This is a genomic window from Acholeplasma equifetale ATCC 29724, from assembly GCF_000687735.1.
GTDB lineage: Bacteria > Bacillota_I > Bacilli_A > Acholeplasmatales > Acholeplasmataceae > Acholeplasma > Acholeplasma equifetale.
Genome location: NZ_JHXL01000008.1, coordinates 34,931 through 60,107 on the forward strand (window position 1 = coordinate 34,931; position 25,177 = coordinate 60,107).

Genomic DNA, 25,177 nt, shown 5'->3' on the forward strand with positions numbered 1-25,177 from the left:
TTTTTAAAATAAGTGGCATAGCCACTCATTTTTTATTCAACAATAATATATTTTTTAACTAATTCAACAGTATCCCCGTTTTTTAATAAGAATGCTGCTCCGTCATCAGTATCTAAGTGACAGTCTAATCTAAAGTTTTCGTGAACTCTACATAAAATATTGTCTAAAATACCTGGTTTTTCACCACTAATTTTAATAGATACGATGTCTTTATCTTTAACACCAAATTCTTTGGCTTCTTCTAATGAGAAGTGAATATGGCGGTCAGCAATAATTACACCTTCGTTCAATTCAACTTCACCTTTAGGTCCTATAAGTTTGCAAGCGCCGCTTCCTTTAATATCACCACTTGAACGAACTGGTGCTTCAAATTTATAACGAATTGCATCAGATTTTGATATTTCAACTTGACTTTGAGGGCGAACTGGTCCTAAAATACGCACTCCTTCAAGTGCTAAACCTTGTGGAGATACAACTGTAACTTTTTCTTCTGCAGCGTATTGTCCTGGTTGGCTTAAGTCTTTGAATTTTGTTAATTCATAACCTTTACCAAATAAAATTTCTAAATGTTCTTTGGTTAAGTGAACATGACGTCCAGATATACCAACTGGTATCTTTCTCATAATTAAACTTCCCTTCTAATTTTCATTACAATTATATCACTATTTATATAAAACTATCAATTTCACATTTTTGTTATAATATATAGTAAAGGAGTGATATCACATGGAAACAATTTTTACAAAAATTATTAAACGCGAAATACCTGCACATATTGTTTATGAAGATGATCTGGTGATAGCATTTTTAGATATTACACAAACAACTTTAGGTCATACATTAGTTGTTACAAAAGAGCCTTATAAAAATATTTTCGAGGTTCCTGAAGATACGTTAAAACATTTAATTGTTGTTGTTAAAAATTTATCAGTAGCTATTTCAAATGCTTTTAATGCTTCTGGTGTTAATCTGTTAAACAACAATGGTGCAATGGCAGGCCAAACTGTATTTCACTATCACGTCCACATTATCCCACGATTTAAAAATGATGATATAAAAGTTGAATTACCTAACCAAATGTCTACACTAACCCAAGAAGACTACAAAAAAAGAGCAGCAATGATTATTGCGGCTCTATCGTAAATAGTACACCATTATGATGATTTTGAGCTGTAACTCTTAATCCAAAATGATCTAATGTTTCTTTAACAATGGCTAATCCTAACCCAAATTGTCCTTTTGAACCTTTTTCATAAGGTTTAAATAATGAATGTAATATTTCAGTTTCAATGTGCTCACCGTCATTAAAGATGGTGAGTTTTTTATTTTTTAATTGAATAACAATTTTAGTTTCTACATAACGTATCGCATTATCAATAATGTTTGAAACAACAATATAAAAGTTTTCTCTAACCATTAAATGTTTCCAATCACTTTCAACATCAACAATGATTTGAGCATGTGTTAAGTATTTATAATGATCAACAACTTGTTGAATCACTTCTTTCATGGATACTTCTTCTAAATTTTCATCTAACTTCATATATCCAACTTTTGAGTATTCAATAATTTGCTTGACTTTATTATTTAAAATATCAGCTTGTTTAATAATTAAATTTGCAGCTTCTTTATCTTCAATACCGTCTAAAATTGCTTCAGCATATGATTTAATAACTGCAATTGGTGTTTTTAAATCATGCCCAAGATTTTGGATCATATCTTTTTTTGTTTCTTCATTTTTCTTAATTTCTTGGCGCATTTTATCAATCGCTAATGATAACTCATTAATCTCTTGGGCGCCTGCAACCTTAATTTCATTTTTATAGTCGTCCTTAACCATGGCATCAATTGCATTTTTAAGGTCTTTAAGTTTTGTTACAGTATTTGTACTCCATAACCAAATAATTACGTTTCCTAAAACTAATATATTCAAGAATGCTAATGTTGTATAAAACGGTATATCCCCTGTCATGTCTTTAATATATTTATCTGTATCACTTAAAACGATAATAGCATATTTGACATTACCATCAATTCGAATAACCTCACCCATGAAACTAATATTATTATATTTTTGATATTTAATGGGTAATGTCTTTCCTTCAAAATCTTGATAAAAATATTCATCCATAACAAGATCATATACATCTAAAATGTTTTTTTGTCCAACGTTTGTATTTTTATATGTATCGATATATCCGAGTGTATTTAAAATAATGTAGTCATTATAAACCGCTTCATATTCAAAGTCAAAATAACTAGGATTTTCTTCATATCTATTTTTAACTTTATTGTAAAAGTTTTCAAGATAGACAATATTTTGATTTTCATAGCCTTTTGTGAAACTTAAGTTAAGTACAAAAAGGAATACTATACATCCTAGTATTGTAACAAAGCTAAAGATCATATTGACTTGTGAAGCAAGTTTAAAATTATTCATAGTAATCGATAGCCAAACCCATAAATAGTTTCAATTCTCAATAGAGGCATTTTAGCTCTTAATCTTCTTAATAAATCATCAACAACTCGATCAGAACCAACATAGTTTTCACCCCATATTGCATTTAGCAATATTTTGCGTTCAATTGGCTGTTGCTTATTTTTTAAGAATACTAACAACATTTCAAATTCTTTATTGGTTAATTCAATAATTTGATCATTGTGACGAATTTCTCTTGAATCAAGTGAAATTTGATATTCACTATAATTTACTAATCCAGGTCGCTGAGTTTTACGTTTTAAAACAGCTTTAACTCTTAATATTAATTCTCTTGGGGAATATGGTTTTGCAAGATAATCATCACTACCTAATTCGAGCCCTTTAATTTTATCTAACGCTTGGTCACGAGCACTTGTAAAGATAACTGCTGCATCTGGGTTTTTTTCATGGATTGCATTTATTAAATCAAATCCATCAACTTTGCCTGTTAACATGATGTCTAATATCCATAAATCGACATTATCACCAACGTGTTGCATCGCAGTTTCTCCATCATAAAAGACAGTGACATCGTAATTTTCACGAACTAAGTATTTTCTAATAATTTCGGATAAATCTTTCTCATCTTCTACGTAATAAATTTTCATAAAAAAAGTCCCCCCTTAATAGTTCTTTTCTATTAACATAATTTTATCACATAATTGTGTGTATATAAATGAAAAGCCCTAAATTTAAAGTAATTTAGGGCCCTTCATAGAGAGAGAAAAACGAAGTACTTTTAGTATATAGTTAATATTTCGCTTTCTCAAATATTGTCGTAAACTATGTAATATTTTGAAAAATTATGGTTTATTTAATAATATCTACACCCATATATCGACGTAAAACTTCAGGAATTGTAACAGTTCCATCTTCATTTTGATAATTTTCTAATACTGCAATTAAGGTTCTTCCAACAGCTAATCCTGAACCATTTAATGTGTGTACATATTCTGGTTTACTGTTTTTATCTCTTCTAAAACGAATATTTGCACGTCTTGCTTGATAATCTCCCGCATTAGAGATAGATCCAATTTCACGATACATATTTTGTCCAGGTAACCAAACTTCAATATCATATGTTTTTCTCATTGAGAATCCTAAATCCCCTGTTGATAATAAAACAACGCGATAAGGAATGTTAAGTTTTTGAAGTACAGATTCTGAATCTTTTAACATCTTTTCTAATTCATCATCACTATCTTCTGGTTTTGTAAACTTAATTAATTCAACCTTATTGAATTGATGCTGACGTAATATTCCTTTTGTATCTCTACCTGCACTACCTGCTTCTGATCTAAATGCTGTTGTATAAGATACATACTTTTTAGTTAACATTTCAACAGGCATGATTTCATCACGATAAAGGTTAATCGTAGGAACTTCAGCTGTTGGGTTTAAATACCAAGGAAAACCTTCTAATTTAAAGCTATCTTCTTTAAATTTAGGAAATTGACCTGTACCATACATTGAATCTTCATTCACAATATAAGGAGGTATTAATTCTTCATATCCGTGTTCTGATGTATGTAAATCAATCATGAAGTTAATTAAAGCTCGTTCTAATCTGGCACCTAATCCTTTATCAACAACAAATCGAGATCCAGTTATTTTAGCTGCTCTTGTAAAATCTAAAATACCTAATTTTTCACCTAATTCAACATGATCTTTAATAGGAAAATTAAACTCTCTAATTGTTCCCCATTTACGAATTTCTTTATTTTCTTGATCATCTTTACCTAATGGAACAACTAAATCAGGAAGGTTTGGAGTGCGAAGTAAAATATCTTTCATTTGTTTTTCTAAGGCATTAACCTTTTCATCTAATGTTTGAATTTCATCTTTAAAATCTGCCTTAATGTGACTTGCATCTTTACCTTCACGTTTAAGCTGACCAATAAGTTTAGCTGCTTCATTACGTTTGTTTTTTAAATCTTCACTTTTTTTGATGATTTCTTTTCTTTCTTCACTTAAATTATTAAGTTCACGTAAATAAGAATAATCACCATTACGTGTATTCAGTCTTTTTATGACTTCATCCATATTATCTAAAACATATTTTAAATCTAACATATGAATTCTCTCCTTTACATCTTTATTATAGTTTATAAATAAAAAAGTCCCTAAGATTAAAAATCTTAAGGACGAATCAAATCGTGGTGCCACCTTAATTCCTATGTTTCCATAGCTCATTACATTGATAACGGAATGACCCGGATGTGATTAGCATCACTAAAGAGTGGATTCATTAAGTGTAGATATCTATATTTCACCTAACTATAGATTCTCTTTTTTATCTAACAACTTAATTACTAGTCTCTTTTTATAGCGTTTGTTATATTATACTATTTTTTATTCACTACGTAAAGCAATAACAGGATCTTTTGATGCTGCAATTCTTGATGGAATTAATCCTGCAACAAATGTTAAAACAACCGAGATTGCAATTAAAAGAATTGCGTGTCCATAGAATAATTGAGCTGTATTTGAAGTTCCGGTTGCAGCATCTAAGAAAATATTAATAATTGGAACTAAACTATAGGTGATTGTAACACCTAATATACCAGCGATAAATCCTATAAGGATTGCTTCTGCATTAAATACTCTAGAAATATCTTTCTTTCTTGCACCAATTGATCTTAAGATACCAATTTCTCTAGTTCTTTCTAGGACGGATGTATATGTAATAATACCAATCATTACACTTGATACAACTAATGAAATTGAGCTAAATGCGATTAATACTGCAGATATCGCATTCATAACATCTTTAATAACAGACACCGCAGAAGCAACAGTATCGGTATATCCAATTTGCTCATCTGGATTTAATTCATTATATTTATCTAATACTTTAATAACTTGTTCTTTCCCGTCAAAACCATTTGGATAAATAAGAATACTTGATGGCGTTTCAATACCACCTAACTCATCTAATAAGTCTTCTTTAGTATATTTTGTTAGTGGATTAACTAAGCTAAATGAAACTCCCTCAATTACTGATTGAAATTGATCATCGCTATTTCTTTGTGCAATAACAACTTGAGAATCTTTATTTAATTCCATAATTCTATCTCTTACTTTGTTGTTAAATGCAATGTGTTGGGAAGTTGAAATTAATTGTGTATTTGAACGAACAATACCAACAATTTTGATTGTGATAACATTTGGATTATTATTTGAATTATAAATTTCAATTAATTCTTCATCTGATTTAACTCTAAATTTAGTGTTATTTTCATCTGGATTTGCATAGAAAACGTCATTACTTAAAATTTTGATTTCTTTTCCAACAATATCAGAATATGGTATTACGCCACTTTCTGTTTCATCTTCACCTAATAAACCTAAAAATCTTAAAATATCGTTTGGAACTCTGTTTTGATTATCCACAAATAAAATAGCTTCATATTCGTTTTCTGTATAATATCTTCCTGATACAACATCAAAAAATTCTTCTAAGAAACCTAATGTGAATGTGCTTTGTCTAACAATTCTTGAACTTGATTTGTTATCGCGAATAAGTTTTCCGTTGTTTACATACATTGTATTTGGCTTAATACCGTAATTATAAACAATTGTTGCATAGTTATTTTCTTCTAGTTGTGAATTTTTTAAATACTCAATGTATTCTTGACTTAATTTATTTTCTTTAATTAAAGTAACTTCTAATGGTTCATACCCACCAATACCACCTTCGATAGGTTCTTGATTTATTGCACCTGGTTGTGTTGCCTCCATTAAAGCGTTTATATCTAAGAAACTACGATTAATTTGGATTGGAAGTCCTGCAAATGTACCGCGCTCCATATTATCAAGATATTGGGTGAAACCATATTGTAAAGACATTACAAGCGCAACTCCAATAATACCAATCGAACCCGCTAATGCTGTGATTAATGTTCTAACCTTTTTAGTTAGAAGGTTTTTAAATGATAAGCGTAGTGCTGTAAAAAAACTCATTGATGTTTTTTGGGTTTCTTCCTTAACATCTTTTTCTTTTGGATTAAATGGGTTTGTATCACTTAAAAGTTCTCCATCTTTAATTGAAACAATACGATTAGCGTATTCTTTTGCAAGTGTCTCATTGTGCGTAACCATGATAATTAATTTATCTTTTGATATTTCAGTAAGTAAATTCATAATATCAACACTTGTTTCACTATCTAATGCACCTGTTGGCTCATCAGCTAAGATAATGGTTGGATCGTTGACTAATGCTCTCGCGATAGAAACCCTTTGTTGTTGTCCACCTGATAATTGATTAGGTCTTTTATACATATGATCTTTTAATCCAACACGTTCTAATACCTTTTTCGCTTTTTCAATACGTTCTTCTCTTGATACACCTGATAAGGTTAATGCTAATTCAACGTTTGATAAAACGTCTAAATGTGGTATTAAATTATAGTTTTGGAAAACAAAACCTACACGATGATTACGATATGCATCCCAGTCTTTATCTTTATATTTTTTAGTTGAAACATTATCTATAATAATATCCCCACTATCATAGCGATCAAGTCCGCCAATGATATTCAAAAGTGTTGTTTTACCACTTCCTGATTGACCTAAAATAGCAACAAACTCATGCTCTCTAAATGCTAAATTAATACCTTTTAATGCAGGAAATTCTATTTCTCCAATTTTATATATTTTCTTTACGTTTCTAATCTCTAGCATAGTCTCATAATCCTTTCCATTGATTTATTAGTTGTTTAAAAATTTTATTTCGATTTGCATCATCAGTTAATGGCCCGTTGTTGAATCCTGATAATTTTAACATAAAATGATGTGCATAAATACTTATTAAGATTGTACTGCTTGTTTTAAAATCCATTTGATTTATTTCGCCTATTTGGGCTTTTTTAGATAATAAGTTGGGTAACCATTTTTCTTTATTTTTTATCATATGTATAAATTCAGTTTTGACATTTTGATCAACATCATCCATTTTAAGCATAATAAGTTTGATTTCTTCAAAATGATTATTAAATATATCATCAATTGATTGATATATTGCTTCTAAAGCATCCAAAATCGGAAGTGATTCAATATATGATTTATTTTGGTTCAATTGACTTTCAATATTAATTAAAGCTTCTTCACCAATAACTTTAATCAATTCTTCTTTTCCGCCTGGAAAATAATGATATAAAATATTTCCTGAAACATTACTACTTTTATGAATTTCTCTTACCGATGCACCATGAAATCCACACTTAGAAAAATGTTTTAATGCCGCTTGAATGATACTTTTTCTTGTTTTTTCTTTTTGTTGTTCTCGTCTGTTTTTTAGTCTAAGTTCATTCATTATATCACCTCATTGAACGAACGTTCAATCAACATATTAGCATAGATTTATGAAATTAAAACATCTTCGATAAAATATGTTAAAAATACATATAAAAAAATCTCTAAACTTTTTATCGTTTAGAGCTTTTTTTTATATATCTAAGTCAAGTTTTGTTTGTGAAACCTCTTCGGTTTCTTCTTCATTATCTTCAGGTGTTAATTCAACTACTTCAATAACTTTTTTTTCGTTATTTAGATTAAGTTCTTCTTGTTGGAAGTGATCATTAGTTTCTATTCCTTCAGTTTCTTCTTCTTGATGAGGAACTACAGCAACTGTTGAAACTTTTTGATCATTCTTAAGTGTTATAATTCTTACACCTTGAGTTGCACGTTTTGTTTCAGAAATTTGACTTATTGGAATTCTAATTGTAATACCTTTATCTGTAACAACAATTAAATCTTCCTCACTTGTAACAACTTTAAGTGTTCTTAAATTACCATTCTTTTGAGTGACATTTAAAGTCTTAACGCCTTTACCGCCACGGATTTGACGACGATACTCGCTCACTGCAGTACGTTTACCGTAGCCATTTTCTGTAATAACTAAAATTTGTTCATCTTCAGATTCTACAACAGCAACGCCAACGATGACTTCATCGTCTTCTAACCACATACCACGAACACCAGTTGCTGTACGTCCGATTTCGCGAGCATCTGTCTCGTTAAAACGAATTGCTTTACCATTTGATGCGCCTAATATAATATCTTTATTTCCGTCAGTTGACTTAACAGTTAATAATTCATCGCCTTCTTTTAAGTTAAGGGCAATAATACCGTTTGTACGAATATTTTTATATTCAATAATTGGTGTACGTTTTACAATACCTTTCTTAGTAACAAAGAATAAGAATTGATTCTCATCATCAAAGTCTTTAACTGTTGTGAAGGATGCTAATTTTTCTCCTTCTTGGAAGTTTAAGTAGTTTACAATAGGAACACCTTTAGATTGACGTGATCCAGAAGGTAATTGATACCCTTTAATCTTAAATACTCTTCCTAAATTTGTAAAGAATAAGTGGAAGTCGTGTGTTGAAGTCATAGCGATGTGTTCAACATAATCATCTTCATGAAGTTTCACACCACTCATACCAACGCCACCGCGATTTTGAAGTTTATATTCAGCAACGTTCATGCGTTTGATATATCCATTATTTGTTACAGTAACAACAATGTCTTCAACTGGAATTAATTCTTCATTATCAATATTTAAACCAGAATCATAATTGATTTCAGACATTCTAGGCTCACTGAATTTATCTTTAACTTCTTGAAGTTCTTGTCTTAATACATCTTTTTTCTTATCTTCTGATGCTAATATTTCTTTATATTCAGCAATCTTTTGACTTAAGTTTATAGATTCTTCATTAATCTTATCTATTTCAAGAGAAGTTAATCTTTGAAGTTGCATTGTAAGAATCGCTTTTGCTTGAATTTCAGTAAAATCATATGCTTCCATTAAGTTGTTTTTAGCAATTTCTGGATTTTTAGCATCTTTAATAATTTGAATGACGTTATCTACATCAGATAATGCCTTAATTAAAGCTTCTATAATGTGCATACGAGCTAATGCTTTATCTAATTCAAATTGTGTACGACGTGTAATGACTTGAATTTGGTGTTCTACATAATACTTGATTAACTCTTTAAGTGATAGTAATTTAGGTTCACCATTTACAAGTGCAATCATGTTAATACCAAATGATGTTTGAAGTTGTGTATGTTTATATAAATTATTTAATGTTACATCTGGATTAACATCTTTTTTAAGTTCAATAACAATTCTCATACCCTTACGGCTAGATTCATCACGAAGATCACTAATACCTTCAATGACTTTATCTTTAACAACTTGAGCGATACGTTCAATTAAAGTTGTTTTATTAACGCTATAAGGAATTTCAGTAATAATAATTTCTGCTTTATTTTTATTCATCACAATTTCGTGTTTTGCACGAATTGCAATAATACCTTTCCCGGTTTCATAACCGTCTCTTAATCCGTTTATACCAAGGATTTCACCACCAGTTGGAAAGTCTGGTCCTTTGATATATTTCATTAAGTCTAAGACAGTAATATCCTCATTATCCATATATGCAAATATACCGTCAATGACTTCACCTAAGTTATGTGCTGGAATGTTGGTTGCCATACCAACAGCAATCCCAGTAGATCCGTTTACTAAAAGATTAGGGAATCTTGCAGGTAATACTTGTGGTTCTCTTTCAGAACCATCATAGTTATCTGCAAAATTAACTGTATCTTTATCTAAATCTCGTGTCATTTCACCAGCAATTTTTGATAAACGCGCTTCAGTATAACGCATGGCTGCTGCTGGGTCACCATCAACAGATCCAAAGTTACCGTGTCCATCAATTAATGGTGCACGATAACTAAAAGGTTGCGCCATACGAACCATTGCATCATAAATTGATGAGTCACCATGTGGATGATATTTCCCCATAACATCCCCAACGATTCTCGCTGATTTTTTGAATGCTGATCCATAATACATATTATTTTCATGCATTGAGTATAAAATACGACGTTGAACAGGTTTTAAACCGTCACGAACATCTGGTAAGGCACGAGATACGATAACGCTCATTGCATAATTTAAGAAAGAGGTTTTCATCTCGGATGTAATTTTTATTTCTTTAATTTTGTCAAATTTTTTCTCTTCCATGATGTCCTCCATTAAGCATCAATATCTGTGACATATTGAGCGTTCTTTTGAATGAATTCTTTTCTTGGTTCAACTTCTTCACCCATTAACATTGTGAAGATTTGATCCGCTTCAATAGCATCATCTAATTGAATTTGTAAAAGTGTTCTTGTTTCAGGATTCATTGTTGTATCCCAAAGTTGTTCATAGTTCATTTCCCCTAGCCCTTTATATCTTTGAAGCGTAGGTTTAGTTTCTAATTTAGATGTAATTTCATTTAATTCTTCATCTGAGTATGCATATTTAACGTTTCTGCCATATGAAACTTTATATAAAGGTGGTTGAGCTGCATAAATATGTCCATTTTCAATAAGTGGTCTCATATGTCTAAAGAAGAATGTTAATAATAATGTACGAATATGTGCACCATCAACGTCAGCATCGGTCATAATAACGATCTTATGATATCTAAGTTTTGATATATCAAATTCTTCTGAAATACCTGTCCCAATAGCTTGAATGATATTAATAATTTCTTTGTTTTTTAACATAGTATCAATTCTTGCTTTTTCGACGTTTAGAACTTTACCTCTTAATGGGAGAATAGCTTGGAATTCTGAATCTCTACCTTGTTTAGCAGAACCACCTGCTGAATCACCCTCAACAATAAATAATTCAGATTTTTCAGGATCTTTAGAACGACAATCTGCTAGTTTAGATGCAAAATCTAATTGATCAAGTGGACTCTTACGACGTGCCAATTCTTTTGCTTTTCTAGATGCTACACGCGCACGTGTTGCTTCAATTACTTTTTCAACGATTGATTTGGCTTGTTGAGGATTTTCAAGTAAAAATCTTTCAAGTGCTTCTTGAGTAACTTGAGATGTAATCGCACGAACTTCAGGATTACCAAGTTTTGTTTTGGTTTGTCCTTCAAATTGAGGTTCTGGGTGTTTAACTGAAATGATTGCTGTTAATCCTTCACGAGTATCTTCACCAATGATTGCATCATCTTTTTTAGCCTTCATATCATCAGCATATCTTGATATAACGCGCGTTAAAGCCATTTTATAGCCATCTTCATGCATACCACCTTCAGTGGTTGAGATGTTGTTTGTGAATGAGTGAATATTCGGTGTATATGTATCTACATATTGCATCGCGACTTCAACAGTAACACCATCTTGTTCTTTTTCAAAATAAATAATATCTGGATGTATTGTCTTTTTATTTTGATTTAAAAACTTAACATATTCAATAATTCCACCATCATATTTAAATGTTTCTTGATATATATGATTTTCATCACGTGAATCAGATAATGAAATTGTAATTCCACGATTTAAAAACGCTAATTGTTGAATTCTAGTTCTTAATGTTTCAATATCATAAACGGTTGTTTCTGTAAAAATTAATGGGTCTGCTTTGAATGTTGTAATTGTTCCTGTACGATTTGTTTCGCCAAGTTCTTTTAAATCATAGGCAGGGATTCCACGTTCATATTTTTGTTCATAGATTTTACCGTCTTTATGTATTTCAACAACATACCAAACAGAAAGACCGTTTACAACAGATGCACCAACACCGTGTAGACCTCCTGATACTTTATATGAACCTTTATCGAATTTACCACCAGCATGAAGTGTTGTTAAAATAGTTTCAACAGCTGGGCGTCCTGTTTTAGGGTGAATATCAACAGGGATACCACGTCCATTATCACTTACGCGTATAACGTTATCCTTTAATACCTCTATTTCGATGTGATCTGCATAACCAGCTAATGCTTCGTCAATAGAGTTATCAACAATTTCCCAAACTAAATGGTGTAATCCTCTTTCCCCTGTTGATCCGATATACATTCCTGGTCTTTTACGAACAGCTTCTAATCCTTCAAGAATTTGAATATTATCCGCTGTATAATGATTGTTTTGATGATTATCCATGGATCTACTTCTCCTTTGTTAATACGATTTTTTGTGCTTCTATGCCATTAATTTCTGTAGCACTTGTTATAAACACTTGATGTGTTTTTGGCATGGTTGTTAAAAATAATTGTTGTCGTTCAATATCTAACTCAGATAAGACATCATCTAAGAGTAGGATGGCATCTTCTATACCATTTTCTTTTAAATACGCTAAAACGGCTAGTTTTAATTCAATAACGATTAATCGTATCGTTCCCTGCGATGCATATTCTTTTGCTAAATGTCCGTTATATTCAATTTTTATATCATCTTTATGAATACCGTAAAGTGTTTGTTGGTATTGAATTTCTTGTTTTTGTTTTGTTTTAAGTATTTCTAACCATTCTTCTTTTGATACATCCGGATCATAAGTTAATTTGATGTGAAAATCTTTATATTTTTGATTTATCTTGTCAAATTTTTTATTTAAGTTTTCGATGAATTTAATGCGCTCATCATAAATTCTTAATCCTACTTCATATAACTGTTCAGAAAGAATGTTTAAGAATGTATAATCACTATCTAATGTAAGTTTTTTTAATAACGCATTTCGTTGTTTCAAAATTTTCTTATAAATGTTCAAATCGTTAAGATAGGTTTTAGAAACTTGCATTAATTGGAAATCCATAAAATATCGTCTTTCGGAAGGTCCGCCTTTAATGAGTGATAAGTCTTCAGGAGAAAACATCACTACATGAAATGAACCAATATATTCACTTAATTTTCGAATTTCTTTTTTATTAATGAAAGTTCTTTTACCTTTATCTGATAAAATAACTTCATTTAAACTATTTTTAAGTTTAAGTTTTACCCTTAAGTATTGTTTACCGTGTTGAATCATTTCGCTTTCTTTGTTTGTTCGATGTGACTTTGTTGTGGATGCAAAATAAATAGATTCAAGCAAACTTGTTTTACCAATACCGTTAGGACCTTCAATAATGATTAACGGTTCTTGAATCTCTACTTTGTAATGACCAAGATTTCGAAAATTTTTAACTTCCAAAGTTTGAATCATATCATCTTATATCGATTACCTTCAATTGTAACGATATCTCCCTTGTAAATTTTCTTTCGACGTTCTTGTATAAAATGACCATTGATACTAACGTTTTTATCTAATAAAAAAAACTTAGCTTCTCCGCCAGATAAGCTGTAACCTAAAACTTTTAATAGTTGTGTAATTGTAATATATTCACCACGAATTTCAAACTCATTCATAAGACCATTTTTCCTCTACATTTTATATTATAACATAATATAAAGAAAAAATGGCATAAAATCACCTATCTTTTTCATTAAAACGATATAAATATAGATTTAAATGAAAAATAGGTTTTTAATGCCAAATTTTACGTTTAAAGAGTTGTTAAAGTTTTTCAAATAGTCATTTATATTCAAGTAATAATTTTTTATACACTTTAATAACAATGTTAGTTATAATATTTTATTCTGTTATATGTAATAAAAAAACCGCATTATATGCGGTTTGTTTTTAATCAATTCTTACTGGTAATATGAGATGTAATAAATCTTCATCTAAATTGCCTTTTATTACAAAAGGTTTAATTTCTCCTGCAAAGTTTAATGTGATTTCAGAAGAATTAAATGCTTTTAATGCTTCATTTAAGTATTTAGATGAAAATGCAATTGAAATTAATCCGCCAACTGGATCTGCTGTTGGAATAACTTCTTCTTTTGCATCCCCAACTTCAGTATTTGTTGAAGAAATTTCTACAACTTGATCTGGTCTTAATGTGAGTTTAATAATGTTATAATTTGATTCTCTATCTCTTGGAGAAAGTAATGATACACGATCAACTGCAGCTAATAACTCATCTTTATTAAATGTTAATACCGTTTGAAAATCAACAGGAACAATTTTTTGAGTATCTGGATAGGTTCCTTCTAATAATCTTGTTTGGAACCAAATTTTGTTCATTTTAAAGAGCACTTTATTTGGGTTGATATAAACTTCCACATCTTCATGCGTATGGTCTAAAATCTTTGATAATTCATCTAATGATTTATTTGGAATAACAATATTAAATGATTTTGAATGCGTACGAATCTTTAAATTTTTTTGTGAAAGACGATATGAATCAGTCGCTACTGCAAATAAATGGTTATTTTCATATTTAAAATTAACTCCCGTTAAAATTGGGCGTTTTTCGTTGTCTGCAGTCGCGAAGTTAGTCTCTCTTATGATTTGTTTAATAATGTCCGCAGAAAGGATTACAGGGTCGTTTAAATCAAGGAAATCAACCTCTGGATAATCATCGACGTCCATTAATTTAAGTTTAAACTCACTTCGATCAGCTCTAATAACCAATAAACGTTCTTCTTGAAGTGCAACTTCAATTTGTTGAGCAGCTACTTTACGAATAATTTCTATAAAATAGCGACCCGGTAAAGCAACCTTACCAGTTTTATTTACTCTTAAAGATTCGTCATCAATTAATACTTGAATTGCAATATCAGAGTTAGAAGCTGTTAATTGAATATAATCTGAAAAAACTTCAAATTTGATTGCATGTAATATAGGTAAAGGTGTTTTAACAGGCAAACCTTTTTGTACATGAATTAAATGATTTAATAAGACATCACGATCAATTGTAAAATTCATATTTAGCCCCTTTTTATTTATTATATTTTTAAACTTGTTATTATTAAGCGATGTGGATAAGTGGATAAGTCCGAAAAATCGCTTTATTACTATATTATTTTACCACATTTTATGATTTTTATAAACATGGTTGTTTTTATAAAATTTATTTAACATTTATTGAATCCAATTTTTTCAAAATTGAATCAACAGCAAATTTTAAATTTTTATCATGTTTTAAATCTTTTTCAATTTTTTCACAAGCGAATAAAACAGTTGAATGATCACGATCACTAAATAGCGAACCAATTGTCTTATAAGCTAGGTTATATTTGGATTTAATAAGATACATAGCGATGTGTCTAGGTAGTGAAAATTTAGCATGTCTTTTCTTACCAATTAAATCTTCTAAGGTGATATTAAAGTAGTCTGCGACAACACTTTGAATCTTATCGTAGTTATTTTCATTAAGTAAATTTGAATTACGTCTAGTTTTTAATATTGAACCTAACGCTTCTTCGACAATATTCATATCAATTTTTAGGTTAAATGTTTGTGCATAACTAATAAGTCTAATTAATGCACCTTCCATTTCACGAATATTTGCTGCAAATTGAGTAGCTATAAAAGTTAATATATCTTCACCAATTTCGATAGACTCATCAAAATGTGTTAATTTTCGTTTTAAAATTGTAATTCTATGTTCTAAATCAGGCACTTGAATATCAACAGATAATCCAGCTTCAAAACGAGTTGTTAGACGAGGCATAATATTTGTTAATTGACTTGCTGGTTTATCAGAGGTAATGACAATTTGCTTATTATTTAAATATAAGTAATCAAATAGTTTGAAAAATTCCATTTGTGTTTTAGATGCATTAGCCATAATTTGAATATCGTCAACTAATAAAACATCAATATCACGATACTTAGTATTAAATTCATCATTTTTATTATTTTTTGATAGAAGTGAAACAAAATCTTCAATAAAATTATCCGCTTTTACATATAAAACGCGTTTTGAAACATCATGGTCAAGAATGTAGTTTCCGATAGCTTGCATAAGGTGTGTTTTACCTAATCCAACATCTCCAAAAATATAAAATGGGTTAGCAACTACACCTGGTTGATCGGCAACTTTCATAGCCATTCTAAATGCGAACATATTTGATTTACCAACAACAAAAGAATCGAAAGTAAATCCCGCATTTAAATTGCCTTGTCGGTAGTCAATAGAAATCTTTCTATCGGTATGAACTTCTTCATGTTTAATCTCATCTTGACATATGAACTTAAAGCGTACAGGAGTCTGTGAATATTTAGCTGCAAGTTCATTTATTTTACCGATGTAAAGTTTATTGATTCTATTTTTGATAAATTCACCGTTTACAACCATAGTAATTAAACCATTTTGATATTTGTAAACTCCGGTGATAGGTTGAAACAACTCAGCGTATGTTTCTTCGCTGTATATTGTTTCAAGATCCTTGAGTATTGTTTGCCATAGGGTGTCATAAGGATTCATGTTATCGCCGCTTTCTATAATCTTAATGTTACTAATATCATAGCACACCAACATACAAAAAATGTTAAAAAGTTTTCCACATTATTTGTGGATAAATATAAGTCATTTTTTAAGAAAACAACTGAAAGTGTGGAAAAAATATGTTGTATAATTTGCTTTATAAAGCCATGAAAATGATTTTCATAACATATCAACAATGTGTATAACTTTGGGGAAAAGATATCCACAATCATTTATAAAATTTTGTGGAAATAAATGGTTAAAAATATAACAAAAAATAATAGCTAAAATTTTATTTGACAATTATAATAACTTTCTATATAATATGAAAAGCAAGGTTTCATATGAAAGGTGGTTTTTGACTATGAAAAGAACGTTCCAACCAAGTAAATTAATACGTAAAAGAAGACATGGATTTAGAGCACGTATGGCAACAGCTAATGGTCGTAAAGTTTTAGCAAGAAGAAGAGCTAAAGGTCGCCACGTATTATCTGCTTAAAAAATGAATAACCCAATCATTCAATTAGAATACCAGGACTACCAGAATTAATTGAAAACAATTTTTTGTTTTTTTATTCAGGTAGTCTTTTATTTTAAGCGGTAGGTAAAGCAATGAAAAGAATTTATTCATTAAAAAAGAAAGAAGAAATTGATCAAATATTTAATTCAAAAAAATCGGTGGGTCACAGTTATTTATCGATATACTATGAAACCTACGACCAACCTCATTTTAAATATGCAATTTCTATAGGCAAAAAATATGGTAATGCAGTTAATCGAAATCTAGCTAAAAGAAGAATTCGATACGTATTATCTATGAATAAGGATAAAATTCAGCCAAATGTAAGTTTTGTAGTTGTTGTAAAGCCAAAAGCAAATACATTAAGTTATCAAAAACTCAGCGAAATGCTTACATCACTATTATATAAATCAAAAATATTAAAGAAAGAGGAGTCTTAAATGCGTAAAAAAATATTCGCTTTAATTACAGTGTTAGCATTAGCATTAATATTGGTTTCTTGTGGACCGGATGAAACTGTAATTGATCACTTCATTTCTCCAAATAAGATTCTTTACTTAAATACAACAGATGATTTTGATGGAACAAAACCAAAAGTTGATATTGATGATTTCGAATTGTATTCAATTAAAAGAAATCAATCAGTAAGCAAAGAAACAGTTTTAGTTGGTGAAGTTGAAGTTAAACCTTTAGAAGACAATATCTTCGAAGTTATTGTTAAAGGGGTTTATAAATATAATATTTACCTTTATGACGAAGAGGCCGTCAATAAAGATGAAGTTGCAGTTTCAGTACTTTCCGCAACTTATGGCATCACAGATGAAAATGAAAAAGCATATAATGTAAGAAAACTATTCTTTACAGTGATTGCAAATGAAGTAGATTTAGATGGATTATCAATTGTTTCTGTAACATATGGAGCAGATTCATATGATAAAGTATCGGTTAAAGATGCGAAAGAAGCGTTAGTTAAACCAGAAGGTTACGACAATAATATATATAAAACATATTATGAACATGTGTTAGCATTTAATTTAGAAAATGGAACTCAAACACAAGTTAAGAATATTACTTATAAACCACAAGATAACCAATTACCAATCAATACAAAGATGGAAAATAATTGGATCGGTTATATTTGGGATTGGGTTTTAATTATTCCAATTTCTACAATCATGGCATTCTTCAGTAGTTTATTCTTTAACAGTTTTGCAGTAGGTATTCTATTTACAACAATTATTGTAAGAACAATTGCTTGGCCAATTTATGCTCGTGCAAATGATATGAGCGTTAAGATGGCATTAGCTCAACCAGATTTAAATAGATTGCAAAATAAATATGCACTAAAGAAAGATCCTGCAAGCCAACAAAAGATGCAAATGGAAACATTAGCTATCTATAAAAAATATGGTATTTCAGTATGGGGTTGCTTAACACCATTTATGCAAATGCCAATATTCTTAGCTATGTTCCAAGTTGTATATCGTATTAGTGTACCTGGTGGTATGTATGTTGATAAGATTTCAAATCCATTTGTATTATTTGGTCAAATTGACCTAACAATTGGTGGATTTACAGATGTATGGAGTTATGTTTTAGCTGCATTAGTTGGTGTGACAATGTACTTACTTCAAAAGATTTCACAAAAGAAACCTTCTTATGCTAAGAACACTGGAACTCAAATAAAAAGCGAACAAGCTATGCAAACAGAAAAAACAATGAAAACAGTATCTAACGTCATGATTATTATGATGGTATTTACAACCATTTCATCAGTTAATGCCTTAGGGTTCTATTGGATTATTGGTAACTGTTACTCACTTGTTCAAACATTAATTAATCGTAAGCTATCTGAAAAGAAATACAACAAAGCTAAACAAACTCAAAGCATTGTTTAAGTTTAGGGGGAAAAAACATGTTAAAAAAAGTTGAATTTGAAGCTAAAAATCAACAAGAAGCGTTAAATAAAGCAGCTGAATTGTTAAAAGTAGCACCAGAAAAAATCAAACTTGATATTGTTAAAGAGAAAAAAGGTTTTTTAGGTGTAGGTTCTTCAACTTTCTATGAAGCATCTCCAAATATTGATTTAACAACCGAAGGTAAGAATTATTTAGAAAGAATTGTTAGAGCGTTAGATATTGAATGTAGAATGGAAATTCGTGTGCCTAACCCAAATGAAATTCATTATCGTTTACAAACAAATGAAAATGCATTATTAATTGGTAAAGATGGTAAAACGTTATTAGCTATACAATATTTATTAAGAAATTATTTAGCACAATTTGTTGAAGATCAACTCTTAGTATCTGTTGATATAGGTAATTACCATGCAAATCGCAGAAAGCAATTAGAGATTTTAGCAACTAAAACAGCTAAAGATGTTGCAAGAACACGTATAGCGGTAAAACTTGATCCTATGAATGCATTTGATAGAAGAATAATTCATGCGAAACTCGCTGATTGGAGAGACGTAGAAACCGTTTCTGAAGGTGAAGGCGAAGATCGAGCAATCATCATTCGTCCAAAGAAAAAATAACAAAAGAAAGTGCGTAGATTCACGCACTTTTTTATATGATATAATTATAAATATGAGAAAAAAGAAATTTAAAATAAGTAAAATATTTAAATTTATCTTGGTTATTGTTTTGTTTATTTTTATTTATTCAATTGGTGCATCAATTTATGAACATGTGCAAAAAAACGCATTAATTAATGAATTTAAAAGCAGAACAATTGAAACTGTCACCGTTGAAAAATATGGTGATGTTTATCATTATCACAAAGTTAAAAGAGTTCATGAATATGAGTTAAATGATACGAGAAGTGTCTTTTATGATTCAGCTAAAGATTATCCTGGGCAAAAAGGTGATGTATTATTAACATTCGAATCACCGTTTCCACACATGTATTTATTTGATAAAGCACTTTTATTCTGGACTGGGGGACATGCTGCAATTGTTCTTGAAAATAATAAAATATTTCAATCAACCGGCAATATTTCAGGAAATTTTTCTTTCTTTATGATATTTGATACAATTATGCACAAAGGTTATAGCGATGGTAATGGCTTAACTGCACAAATTGTAAGCAATTATTGGCTGGCACCATATAGAAATGCAACCGATGTTGCATATCCTTATTATGGTAAATATTATCGTAATGAAATAATAGCGGTAAGACCAAAATATCAGGATTTAAAAAATGATTATGAAGCGATAAAGGAGTATAGTAATGAACGCGTTGATAAAGCCCTTTATAACTATTTATTTATCGTTGATACAAAGTATAAATATTATTGTACAGACTTAGTTTCAAGAGCATTTGAATATATAAATTCAGTAAATGGTACAGACTATAATTTAAATAAAGATGGCGTTGTTACAACTGTATATGACTTACTTTTAAATGATGATGTATATATCACAATTTATAAAGAAACAATTAATAACGAAATACATATTTATTATTTAGAGGACTTATAGGAAAGGGGATAAAAAATGTTAGAAGGGTTACTTATTGCATTAATTATTTTAGTGGGGTTATTATTAGTTGGCTTTGTAGTTTATATTATTTTAAACATGAAAAATAAACCAAAAGAATTACAACCAAATAAAGAGTTTTATGAACTCATGAATAAGGTTGAAAACTTAAAGGAAGATTTAAATAATAGATTAGAAAAATTTTCATTAGAAAATAAAAATGAATTTCAAAAAGAACTTCATCATTTTAGAGAAAATCTTTCAACAAAAGTTTCTGAAGACATGAGTAAAATTAATGAAAAAGTTGAAATTCGTTTAAAAGAAGGATTTAAGACATCAAACGAATTATTTACTGAAATCACTAAAAAGTTAGCAGTCATAGATAATACTCAAAAAAATATTGAAAATCTTTCAACAAATGTTGATGAACTTTCAAGATTACTTTCTGATAAAAAGTTAAGAGGTATTTATGGTGAAGGACAACTATACCAAATATTAGATAATGTGTTTGGAGAAAATAATTCAAAATTATTTGAAAAACAATATAAACTATCTAATGGCACAATGGTTGATGCAATTATCTTTGCCCACGATGGTATAGGAAAAATTCCGGTCGACTCTAAATTTCCACTTGAAAATTATTTAGTTATCAATAATCCTGATAGTTCAAAAGATGAAGTTGAACAAGCAACAAAAGATTTTAAAACAAATATTAAAAAACATATCGATGATATTTCATCTAAATATATTATTAAACAAGAAACATCTGATCAAGCAATTATGTTTGTACCTTCAGAAGCAGTGTTTGCAGAAATTCATGCAAAATACCCAGAGTTAATAGAATATGCTCAAAGAAAACACGTTTGGTTAACTTCACCTACGACACTTGTTTATATGTTAACAATGCTAATGGTGATGTCTGCAAATATCGAACGAGAAAAAAATGCTGATCGAATGTTAAAAGAACTTCAAGGTTTATTTGATGATTTTAGTCGATTATTTACTCGATGGGATAAGATGAAAACTACAATTGATAATTTAGTAAAAACAAAAGAGTCGCTCGACATAAGTGTTGATAAACTAAATAAAAAAGTATATCAAATTGAACAATCAGATTTTGATTTATTGGAAAATGATAAAAACATTGATTAAAGTATAAAAAATGTTATAATCAATATGAAATCGATGAAGAGACACGTAGCTTTTTAGATGCTTTAAAGAGAGTTAATGGTTGGTGGAAATTAACAAGATAAAAAAAGCTATAACACTCTAGAGAGACAGAAGAAAAAGGGTAACCTTGAGTAGAACTGTACGGGGCCTTCCGTTACAAGGTCAAAGTGCTATGGTCTTAAACTATAGAACTAAGGTGGTACCGCGGATTTTTTAATTCGTCCTTAAGATTATTCTTAAGGACTTTTTTAATTTTAAAACAAAAAGGAGAGATATTATGGTTTTAACAATACGCAAAATTTATGAGAATCCTAAAGCGTTTGAAAATCAAGAATTCACATTAAAAGGGTGGATTAGAAATCATCGAGATCAAAAAGAATTTGGATTTATTAATTTAAATGACGGTAGTTTTTTTGAAACAATCCAAGTTGTTTATGAAAAAGAAAAAACAAAGGATTTTGAAAAAATAACAAAACTTCATGTTGGGTCATCCATTGAAGTTATTGGACATTTAGAATTAACACCAGAGAGAAGCCAACCATTTGAAATTAAAGCACATGAAATTATTCTTTTAGGTGATGCAGACGAATCTTATCCAATTCAACCAAAGCGTCATACAAGAGAATTTTTAAGAGAAGTTGCACATTTACGTCCAAGAACAAATTTATTCTCTGCAGTGTTTAGAGTGCGCTCAATTGCTGCATTTGCAATTCACAAATTTTTCCAAGAAAGAGACTTTGTTTATGTCAACTCACCAATTATTACTGCAAATGATGGTGAAGGTGCAGGAGAAATGTTTAGAGTTACAACGCTCGATTTAGATAGATTGCCTAAGAAAGATGATGGATCTATTGATTACTCAAAAGACTTTTTTGGTAAACCTGCTAACCTTACAGTTACAGGTCAATTAGAAGCCGAAGCATTTGCATTGGCTTTTAGAAACGTGTATACCTTTGGTCCTACATTTAGAGCTGAAAACTCAAATACAACAACACATGCTTCAGAATTTTGGATGATTGAACCAGAAATGGCATTTGCAGATTTAGAAGATAACATGCAAGTGATTGAAGAAATGGTTAAATATGTTGTAGACTATGTATTAGGTCATGCTAAAGAAGAAATGACATTCTTTGATAAATTTGTAGAAAACGGATTATTAAATAAACTTAATGCGTTATTAAATTCTAAGTTTCATCGTGTAACACATAAAGAAGCTATTGAGATTTTAATTCAATCAGGTAAAAAGTTTGAAAATAAACCAATTCATGGTAAAGATTTAGCTAAAGAACATGAAAGATATCTAACTGAAGAATATTTTAAAGCACCTGTTTTTGTTACAGATTGGCCAAAAGAAATTAAAGCATTTTATATGAGACTAAATGATGATCAAGAAACTGTAAGAGCGGTTGACTTATTAGTACCAGGATCCGGTGAATTAGTTGGAGGGTCTCAAAGAGAAGAAAGATTAGATTTATTATTAAAGCGTATGGATGAACTACATATTCCAAAAGAAGATCTTGATTGGTATCTAGATTTAAGAAGATATGGCGGTGTTGTTCATTCGGGTTTTGGATTAGGATTTGAACGCTTACTTATCTACATCACAGGTGTAGAAAATATTAGAGATGTTATCCCATTCCCAAGAACACCAAAGAACTTAGAATTTTAATTTTCAAAACATCCAATCATTGGATGTTTTATTTTTAATAAAAATGAGTATAAAAATAGAATGTAAACGTTTTACATTGTATAATTAAATTGTGGCTACATTTGAAATAAGAAAGAACTTTTCATATCTTAAAATAGATATGCTACAACTTGTAATTAAATAGCTTTTACTATATAATGATATAGTAGTTGGAGGATTGTGAAGAATATGAAATTTATCAATATAAGTTTCTTACAAACTCAATCAACAAAAACCAACGATACCATCGTTTCTTTTTTAGCATCTAAAAACAATGTCCTTATTGCGTAGTGAGGGCATTTTTTTATTCTAAAATAGGAAACAGAACAAAAAATACATTAAGGAGCGAAAGGCACATATGCAAATTAAACTGGAAGGATTAACTAAGGTTTTCACAGATAAAACCGGAAAAGAAACAGTTGCAGTAAACAACTTAGATATCACAATCCCTTCTGGAAAATTGGTCTCACTTTTAGGACCATCCGGATGTGGTAAATCTACCACGCTTTACATGATTGCAGGGTTATTAAAACCATCTGCAGGTAAAATCTTCTTCGGTAATGAAGATGTTACAAACCTCGCACCAGAAAAAAGAGGTATTGGATTAGTGTTCCAAAACTACGCACTATATCCACACATGACTGTACGTCAAAACATCATGTTCCCTCTTGAGAACATGAAAATCGGTCGTAAAGAAGCCGAAGCATTAGTTTTAGAAATGGCTACTTTGGTTGGTATTGCTGATCAACTTGACAAAAAACCAGCCCAACTATCAGGTGGTCAACAACAACGTGTTGCGATTGCACGTGCACTTGTTAAAAAGCCTCGCGTATTGCTACTCGATGAACCACTATCAAACCTTGACGCGCGTTTAAGATTACAAACTCGTGAAGAAATTAAACGTATTCAAAGAGAAAAGGGAATTACAACCATTTTCGTTACTCACGACCAAGAAGAAGCGATGAGCATTTCTGATTATATGGTTGTTATGAATTTTGGTACAGAACAACAATTCGCAAAACCTCAAGACATTTACACAAACCCAGTGAATGCGTTTGTAGCTAAATTCTTAGGAGTTCCACCAATTAACTTAGTTGAAGGGGAAGTTAAAAGTGGCAAGGTTATTTTAGGTAAAGATTTCGTTGTTTCTGAAACTAACGTTAAAGATGGATTATACAATATTGGTATTCGTCCAGAAGATTTCAGAGTTGTTGAAAAAGGATATAAAATTCCAGTTGGTCAATATGATGTTGAAACAATTGGTAGAGATACATTAATTAGATTTGAAGTTGAAGGAACTCAAATTAGAGCTTTAGTTGATTCAGATACTGTTGATGTAGAAAAAGATGTAATTATAGGTGTAAAAACAAATAAGGTTCACATTTTTGATAAAGAAACCGGAGTGGTTGTAAAATGACAGAAAAACAACCTAAACCTGCTCCAGTGAAAGAGTTTTTCGCTGAAGTTGGTTGGAAAATTAAACAATTCTTTAGAGCTTGTAACCAATTTATAGAAAGATTTTTACCTTTCTTATCAAATTGGCCACATTGGTTAAAAGCTATCTTCTATCTTTTACCTGCAATGATACTTTTAAGTGTATTCACATTCTATCCAATTATTAACTCATTCTTAGTTTCATTCTATGTTGGTTATGGATTTGATGCTGATGCTCATAAATGGTTGTTTGATGGCATTTCATTAACCAGCAACTACACCTATGTTTTAAATAATGAA

At 30.1% G+C, this 25,177-nt stretch carries 21 protein-coding genes, 1 pseudogene and 2 other annotated features; of the genes and pseudogenes, 10 read left to right on the forward strand and 12 right to left on the reverse strand.

Annotation, left to right across the window (positions count from 1 at the left end; translation table 11 throughout):
- Positions 1-32 precede the first annotated feature (32 nt).
- Complete coding sequence (locus tag T434_RS0104700) at positions 33-623, reverse strand: phosphate propanoyltransferase (protein ID WP_026400115.1); 591 nt, start codon at positions 621-623, stop codon at positions 33-35.
- 103 nt (positions 624-726) lie between these two features.
- Here T434_RS0104700 and T434_RS0104705 point away from each other — a divergent pair, with 103 nt between their 5' ends.
- Complete coding sequence (locus T434_RS0104705) at positions 727-1,143, forward strand: HIT family protein (RefSeq protein WP_026400116.1); 417 nt, start codon at positions 727-729, stop codon at positions 1,141-1,143.
- Here T434_RS0104705 and T434_RS0104710 read toward each other — a convergent pair.
- The 11 genes from T434_RS0104710 to dnaA form a co-directional block, all read right to left on the reverse strand.
- Positions 1,124-2,440 carry a sensor histidine kinase gene (locus tag T434_RS0104710; protein ID WP_026400117.1) on the reverse strand — a complete coding sequence of 439 codons (1,317 nt, stop codon included), beginning with the start codon at positions 2,438-2,440 and terminating at the stop codon, positions 1,124-1,126. The genes T434_RS0104705 and T434_RS0104710 overlap by 20 nt on opposite strands.
- Positions 2,437-3,087 carry a response regulator transcription factor gene (locus tag T434_RS07035; protein ID WP_162150742.1) on the reverse strand — a complete coding sequence of 217 codons (651 nt, stop codon included), beginning with the start codon at positions 3,085-3,087 and terminating at the stop codon, positions 2,437-2,439. Before T434_RS07035 ends, T434_RS0104710 begins: the two co-directional genes overlap by 4 nt.
- Positions 3,088-3,289: 202 nt before the next feature.
- Entirely contained in the window at positions 3,290-4,552 is a 1,263-nt protein-coding gene (serS, locus tag T434_RS0104720; protein ID WP_026400118.1) for a serine--tRNA ligase, read from the reverse strand.
- A 64-nt stretch (positions 4,553-4,616) separates the two neighbouring features.
- Positions 4,617-4,815, reverse strand: a binding site (T-box leader).
- Positions 4,816-4,831: 16 nt separating this feature from the next.
- Complete coding sequence (locus T434_RS0104725) at positions 4,832-7,162, reverse strand: ABC transporter ATP-binding protein/permease (protein WP_026400119.1); 2,331 nt, start codon at positions 7,160-7,162, stop codon at positions 4,832-4,834.
- A 4-nt stretch (positions 7,163-7,166) separates the two neighbouring features.
- Positions 7,167-7,793 (reverse strand): TetR/AcrR family transcriptional regulator, encoded by a 627-nt coding sequence (locus tag T434_RS07530; RefSeq protein ID WP_162150743.1) that lies wholly within the window; start codon positions 7,791-7,793, stop codon positions 7,167-7,169.
- Between the two features lie 132 nt (positions 7,794-7,925).
- Complete coding sequence (gene gyrA, locus T434_RS07045) at positions 7,926-10,520, reverse strand: DNA gyrase subunit A (protein WP_084301096.1); 2,595 nt, start codon at positions 10,518-10,520, stop codon at positions 7,926-7,928.
- An 8-nt stretch (positions 10,521-10,528) separates the two neighbouring features.
- Positions 10,529-12,439, reverse strand: a complete 1,911-nt coding sequence (gene gyrB, locus T434_RS0104740; RefSeq protein ID WP_026400121.1) for a DNA topoisomerase (ATP-hydrolyzing) subunit B — start codon at positions 12,437-12,439, stop codon at positions 10,529-10,531.
- A gap of 4 nt (positions 12,440-12,443) precedes the next feature.
- Positions 12,444-13,475, reverse strand: coding sequence for a DNA replication/repair protein RecF (gene recF / locus T434_RS07050; RefSeq protein WP_051614426.1), 1,032 nt, complete (start codon positions 13,473-13,475; stop codon positions 12,444-12,446).
- Complete coding sequence (locus tag T434_RS07055) at positions 13,472-13,678, reverse strand: RNA-binding S4 domain-containing protein (RefSeq protein WP_035358440.1); 207 nt, start codon at positions 13,676-13,678, stop codon at positions 13,472-13,474. The genes recF and T434_RS07055 overlap by 4 nt, the downstream gene beginning before the upstream one ends.
- A gap of 274 nt (positions 13,679-13,952) precedes the next feature.
- Complete coding sequence (gene dnaN, locus T434_RS0104755; RefSeq protein ID WP_026400122.1) at positions 13,953-15,083, reverse strand: DNA polymerase III subunit beta; 1,131 nt, start codon at positions 15,081-15,083, stop codon at positions 13,953-13,955.
- Positions 15,084-15,228: 145 nt separating this feature from the next.
- Positions 15,229-16,641 carry a chromosomal replication initiator protein DnaA gene (dnaA, locus tag T434_RS0104760; protein WP_245588323.1) on the reverse strand — a complete coding sequence of 471 codons (1,413 nt, stop codon included), beginning with the start codon at positions 16,639-16,641 and terminating at the stop codon, positions 15,229-15,231.
- Between the two features lie 310 nt (positions 16,642-16,951).
- On the opposite strand from dnaA, the gene rpmH reads away from it, so the two are divergent.
- From rpmH to T434_RS07830, 9 genes and pseudogenes are all read left to right on the forward strand, one after another.
- On the forward strand, positions 16,952-17,086 hold the full coding sequence (gene rpmH / locus T434_RS0104765) for a 50S ribosomal protein L34 (RefSeq protein ID WP_026400124.1): 135 nt from the start codon (positions 16,952-16,954) through the stop codon (positions 17,084-17,086).
- Positions 17,087-17,199: 113 nt separating this feature from the next.
- Positions 17,200-17,547 (forward strand): ribonuclease P protein component, encoded by a 348-nt coding sequence (gene rnpA / locus T434_RS0104770; RefSeq protein ID WP_026400125.1) that lies wholly within the window; start codon positions 17,200-17,202, stop codon positions 17,545-17,547.
- Positions 17,548-19,005, forward strand: coding sequence for a YidC/Oxa1 family membrane protein insertase (locus T434_RS07535; RefSeq protein WP_051614427.1), 1,458 nt, complete (start codon positions 17,548-17,550; stop codon positions 19,003-19,005).
- 17 nt (positions 19,006-19,022) lie between these two features.
- Entirely contained in the window at positions 19,023-19,643 is a 621-nt protein-coding gene (gene jag / locus T434_RS07065; protein ID WP_051614430.1) for an RNA-binding cell elongation regulator Jag/EloR, read from the forward strand.
- A gap of 109 nt (positions 19,644-19,752) precedes the next feature.
- A complete protein-coding gene (locus T434_RS0104785) occupies positions 19,753-20,589 on the forward strand; it encodes a hypothetical protein (RefSeq protein WP_026400126.1) in 837 nt (278 codons plus the stop codon).
- Between the two features lie 15 nt (positions 20,590-20,604).
- On the forward strand, positions 20,605-21,738 hold the full coding sequence (locus T434_RS07070) for a DNA recombination protein RmuC (protein WP_051614431.1): 1,134 nt from the start codon (positions 20,605-20,607) through the stop codon (positions 21,736-21,738).
- A 24-nt stretch (positions 21,739-21,762) separates the two neighbouring features.
- Positions 21,763-21,985, forward strand: a binding site (T-box leader).
- A 48-nt stretch (positions 21,986-22,033) separates the two neighbouring features.
- Positions 22,034-23,425 carry an asparagine--tRNA ligase gene (gene asnS / locus T434_RS0104795; RefSeq protein ID WP_026400127.1) on the forward strand — a complete coding sequence of 464 codons (1,392 nt, stop codon included), beginning with the start codon at positions 22,034-22,036 and terminating at the stop codon, positions 23,423-23,425.
- Between the two features lie 376 nt (positions 23,426-23,801).
- A complete protein-coding gene (locus tag T434_RS07075) occupies positions 23,802-24,860 on the forward strand; it encodes an ABC transporter ATP-binding protein (protein WP_162150744.1) in 1,059 nt (352 codons plus the stop codon).
- Positions 24,857-25,177: pseudogene (locus tag T434_RS07830) on the forward strand (hypothetical protein); the annotation flags it as partial. The gene T434_RS07075 and the pseudogene T434_RS07830, both read left to right, overlap by 4 nt.

Excerpts from the sequence above, each read along its gene's own strand:
- T434_RS0104700 (WP_026400115.1), bottom strand. The coding sequence starts at position 623 with ATGAGAAAGATACCAGTTGGTATATCTGGACGTCATGTTCACTTAACC.
- T434_RS0104705 (WP_026400116.1), top strand. The coding sequence starts at position 727 with ATGGAAACAATTTTTACAAAAATTATTAAACGCGAAATACCTGCACAT.
- T434_RS0104710 (WP_026400117.1), bottom strand. The coding sequence starts at position 2,440 with ATGAATAATTTTAAACTTGCTTCACAAGTCAATATGATCTTTAGCTTT.
- T434_RS07035 (WP_162150742.1), bottom strand. The coding sequence starts at position 3,087 with ATGAAAATTTATTACGTAGAAGATGAGAAAGATTTATCCGAAATTATT.
- serS (WP_026400118.1), bottom strand. The coding sequence starts at position 4,552 with ATGTTAGATTTAAAATATGTTTTAGATAATATGGATGAAGTCATAAAA.
- T434_RS0104725 (WP_026400119.1), bottom strand. The coding sequence starts at position 7,162 with ATGCTAGAGATTAGAAACGTAAAGAAAATATATAAAATTGGAGAAATA.
- T434_RS07530 (WP_162150743.1), bottom strand. The coding sequence starts at position 7,793 with ATGAATGAACTTAGACTAAAAAACAGACGAGAACAACAAAAAGAAAAA.
- gyrB (WP_026400121.1), bottom strand. The coding sequence starts at position 12,439 with ATGGATAATCATCAAAACAATCATTATACAGCGGATAATATTCAAATT.
- recF (WP_051614426.1), bottom strand. The coding sequence starts at position 13,475 with ATGATTCAAACTTTGGAAGTTAAAAATTTTCGAAATCTTGGTCATTAC.
- T434_RS07055 (WP_035358440.1), bottom strand. The coding sequence starts at position 13,678 with ATGAATGAGTTTGAAATTCGTGGTGAATATATTACAATTACACAACTA.
- dnaN (WP_026400122.1), bottom strand. The coding sequence starts at position 15,083 with ATGAATTTTACAATTGATCGTGATGTCTTATTAAATCATTTAATTCAT.
- dnaA (WP_245588323.1), bottom strand. The coding sequence starts at position 16,641 with ATGTTGGTGTGCTATGATATTAGTAACATTAAGATTATAGAAAGCGGC.
- rpmH (WP_026400124.1), top strand. The coding sequence starts at position 16,952 with ATGAAAAGAACGTTCCAACCAAGTAAATTAATACGTAAAAGAAGACAT.
- rnpA (WP_026400125.1), top strand. The coding sequence starts at position 17,200 with ATGAAAAGAATTTATTCATTAAAAAAGAAAGAAGAAATTGATCAAATA.
- T434_RS07535 (WP_051614427.1), top strand. The coding sequence starts at position 17,548 with ATGCGTAAAAAAATATTCGCTTTAATTACAGTGTTAGCATTAGCATTA.
- jag (WP_051614430.1), top strand. The coding sequence starts at position 19,023 with ATGTTAAAAAAAGTTGAATTTGAAGCTAAAAATCAACAAGAAGCGTTA.
- T434_RS07070 (WP_051614431.1), top strand. The coding sequence starts at position 20,605 with ATGTTAGAAGGGTTACTTATTGCATTAATTATTTTAGTGGGGTTATTA.
- asnS (WP_026400127.1), top strand. The coding sequence starts at position 22,034 with ATGGTTTTAACAATACGCAAAATTTATGAGAATCCTAAAGCGTTTGAA.
- T434_RS07075 (WP_162150744.1), top strand. The coding sequence starts at position 23,802 with ATGCAAATTAAACTGGAAGGATTAACTAAGGTTTTCACAGATAAAACC.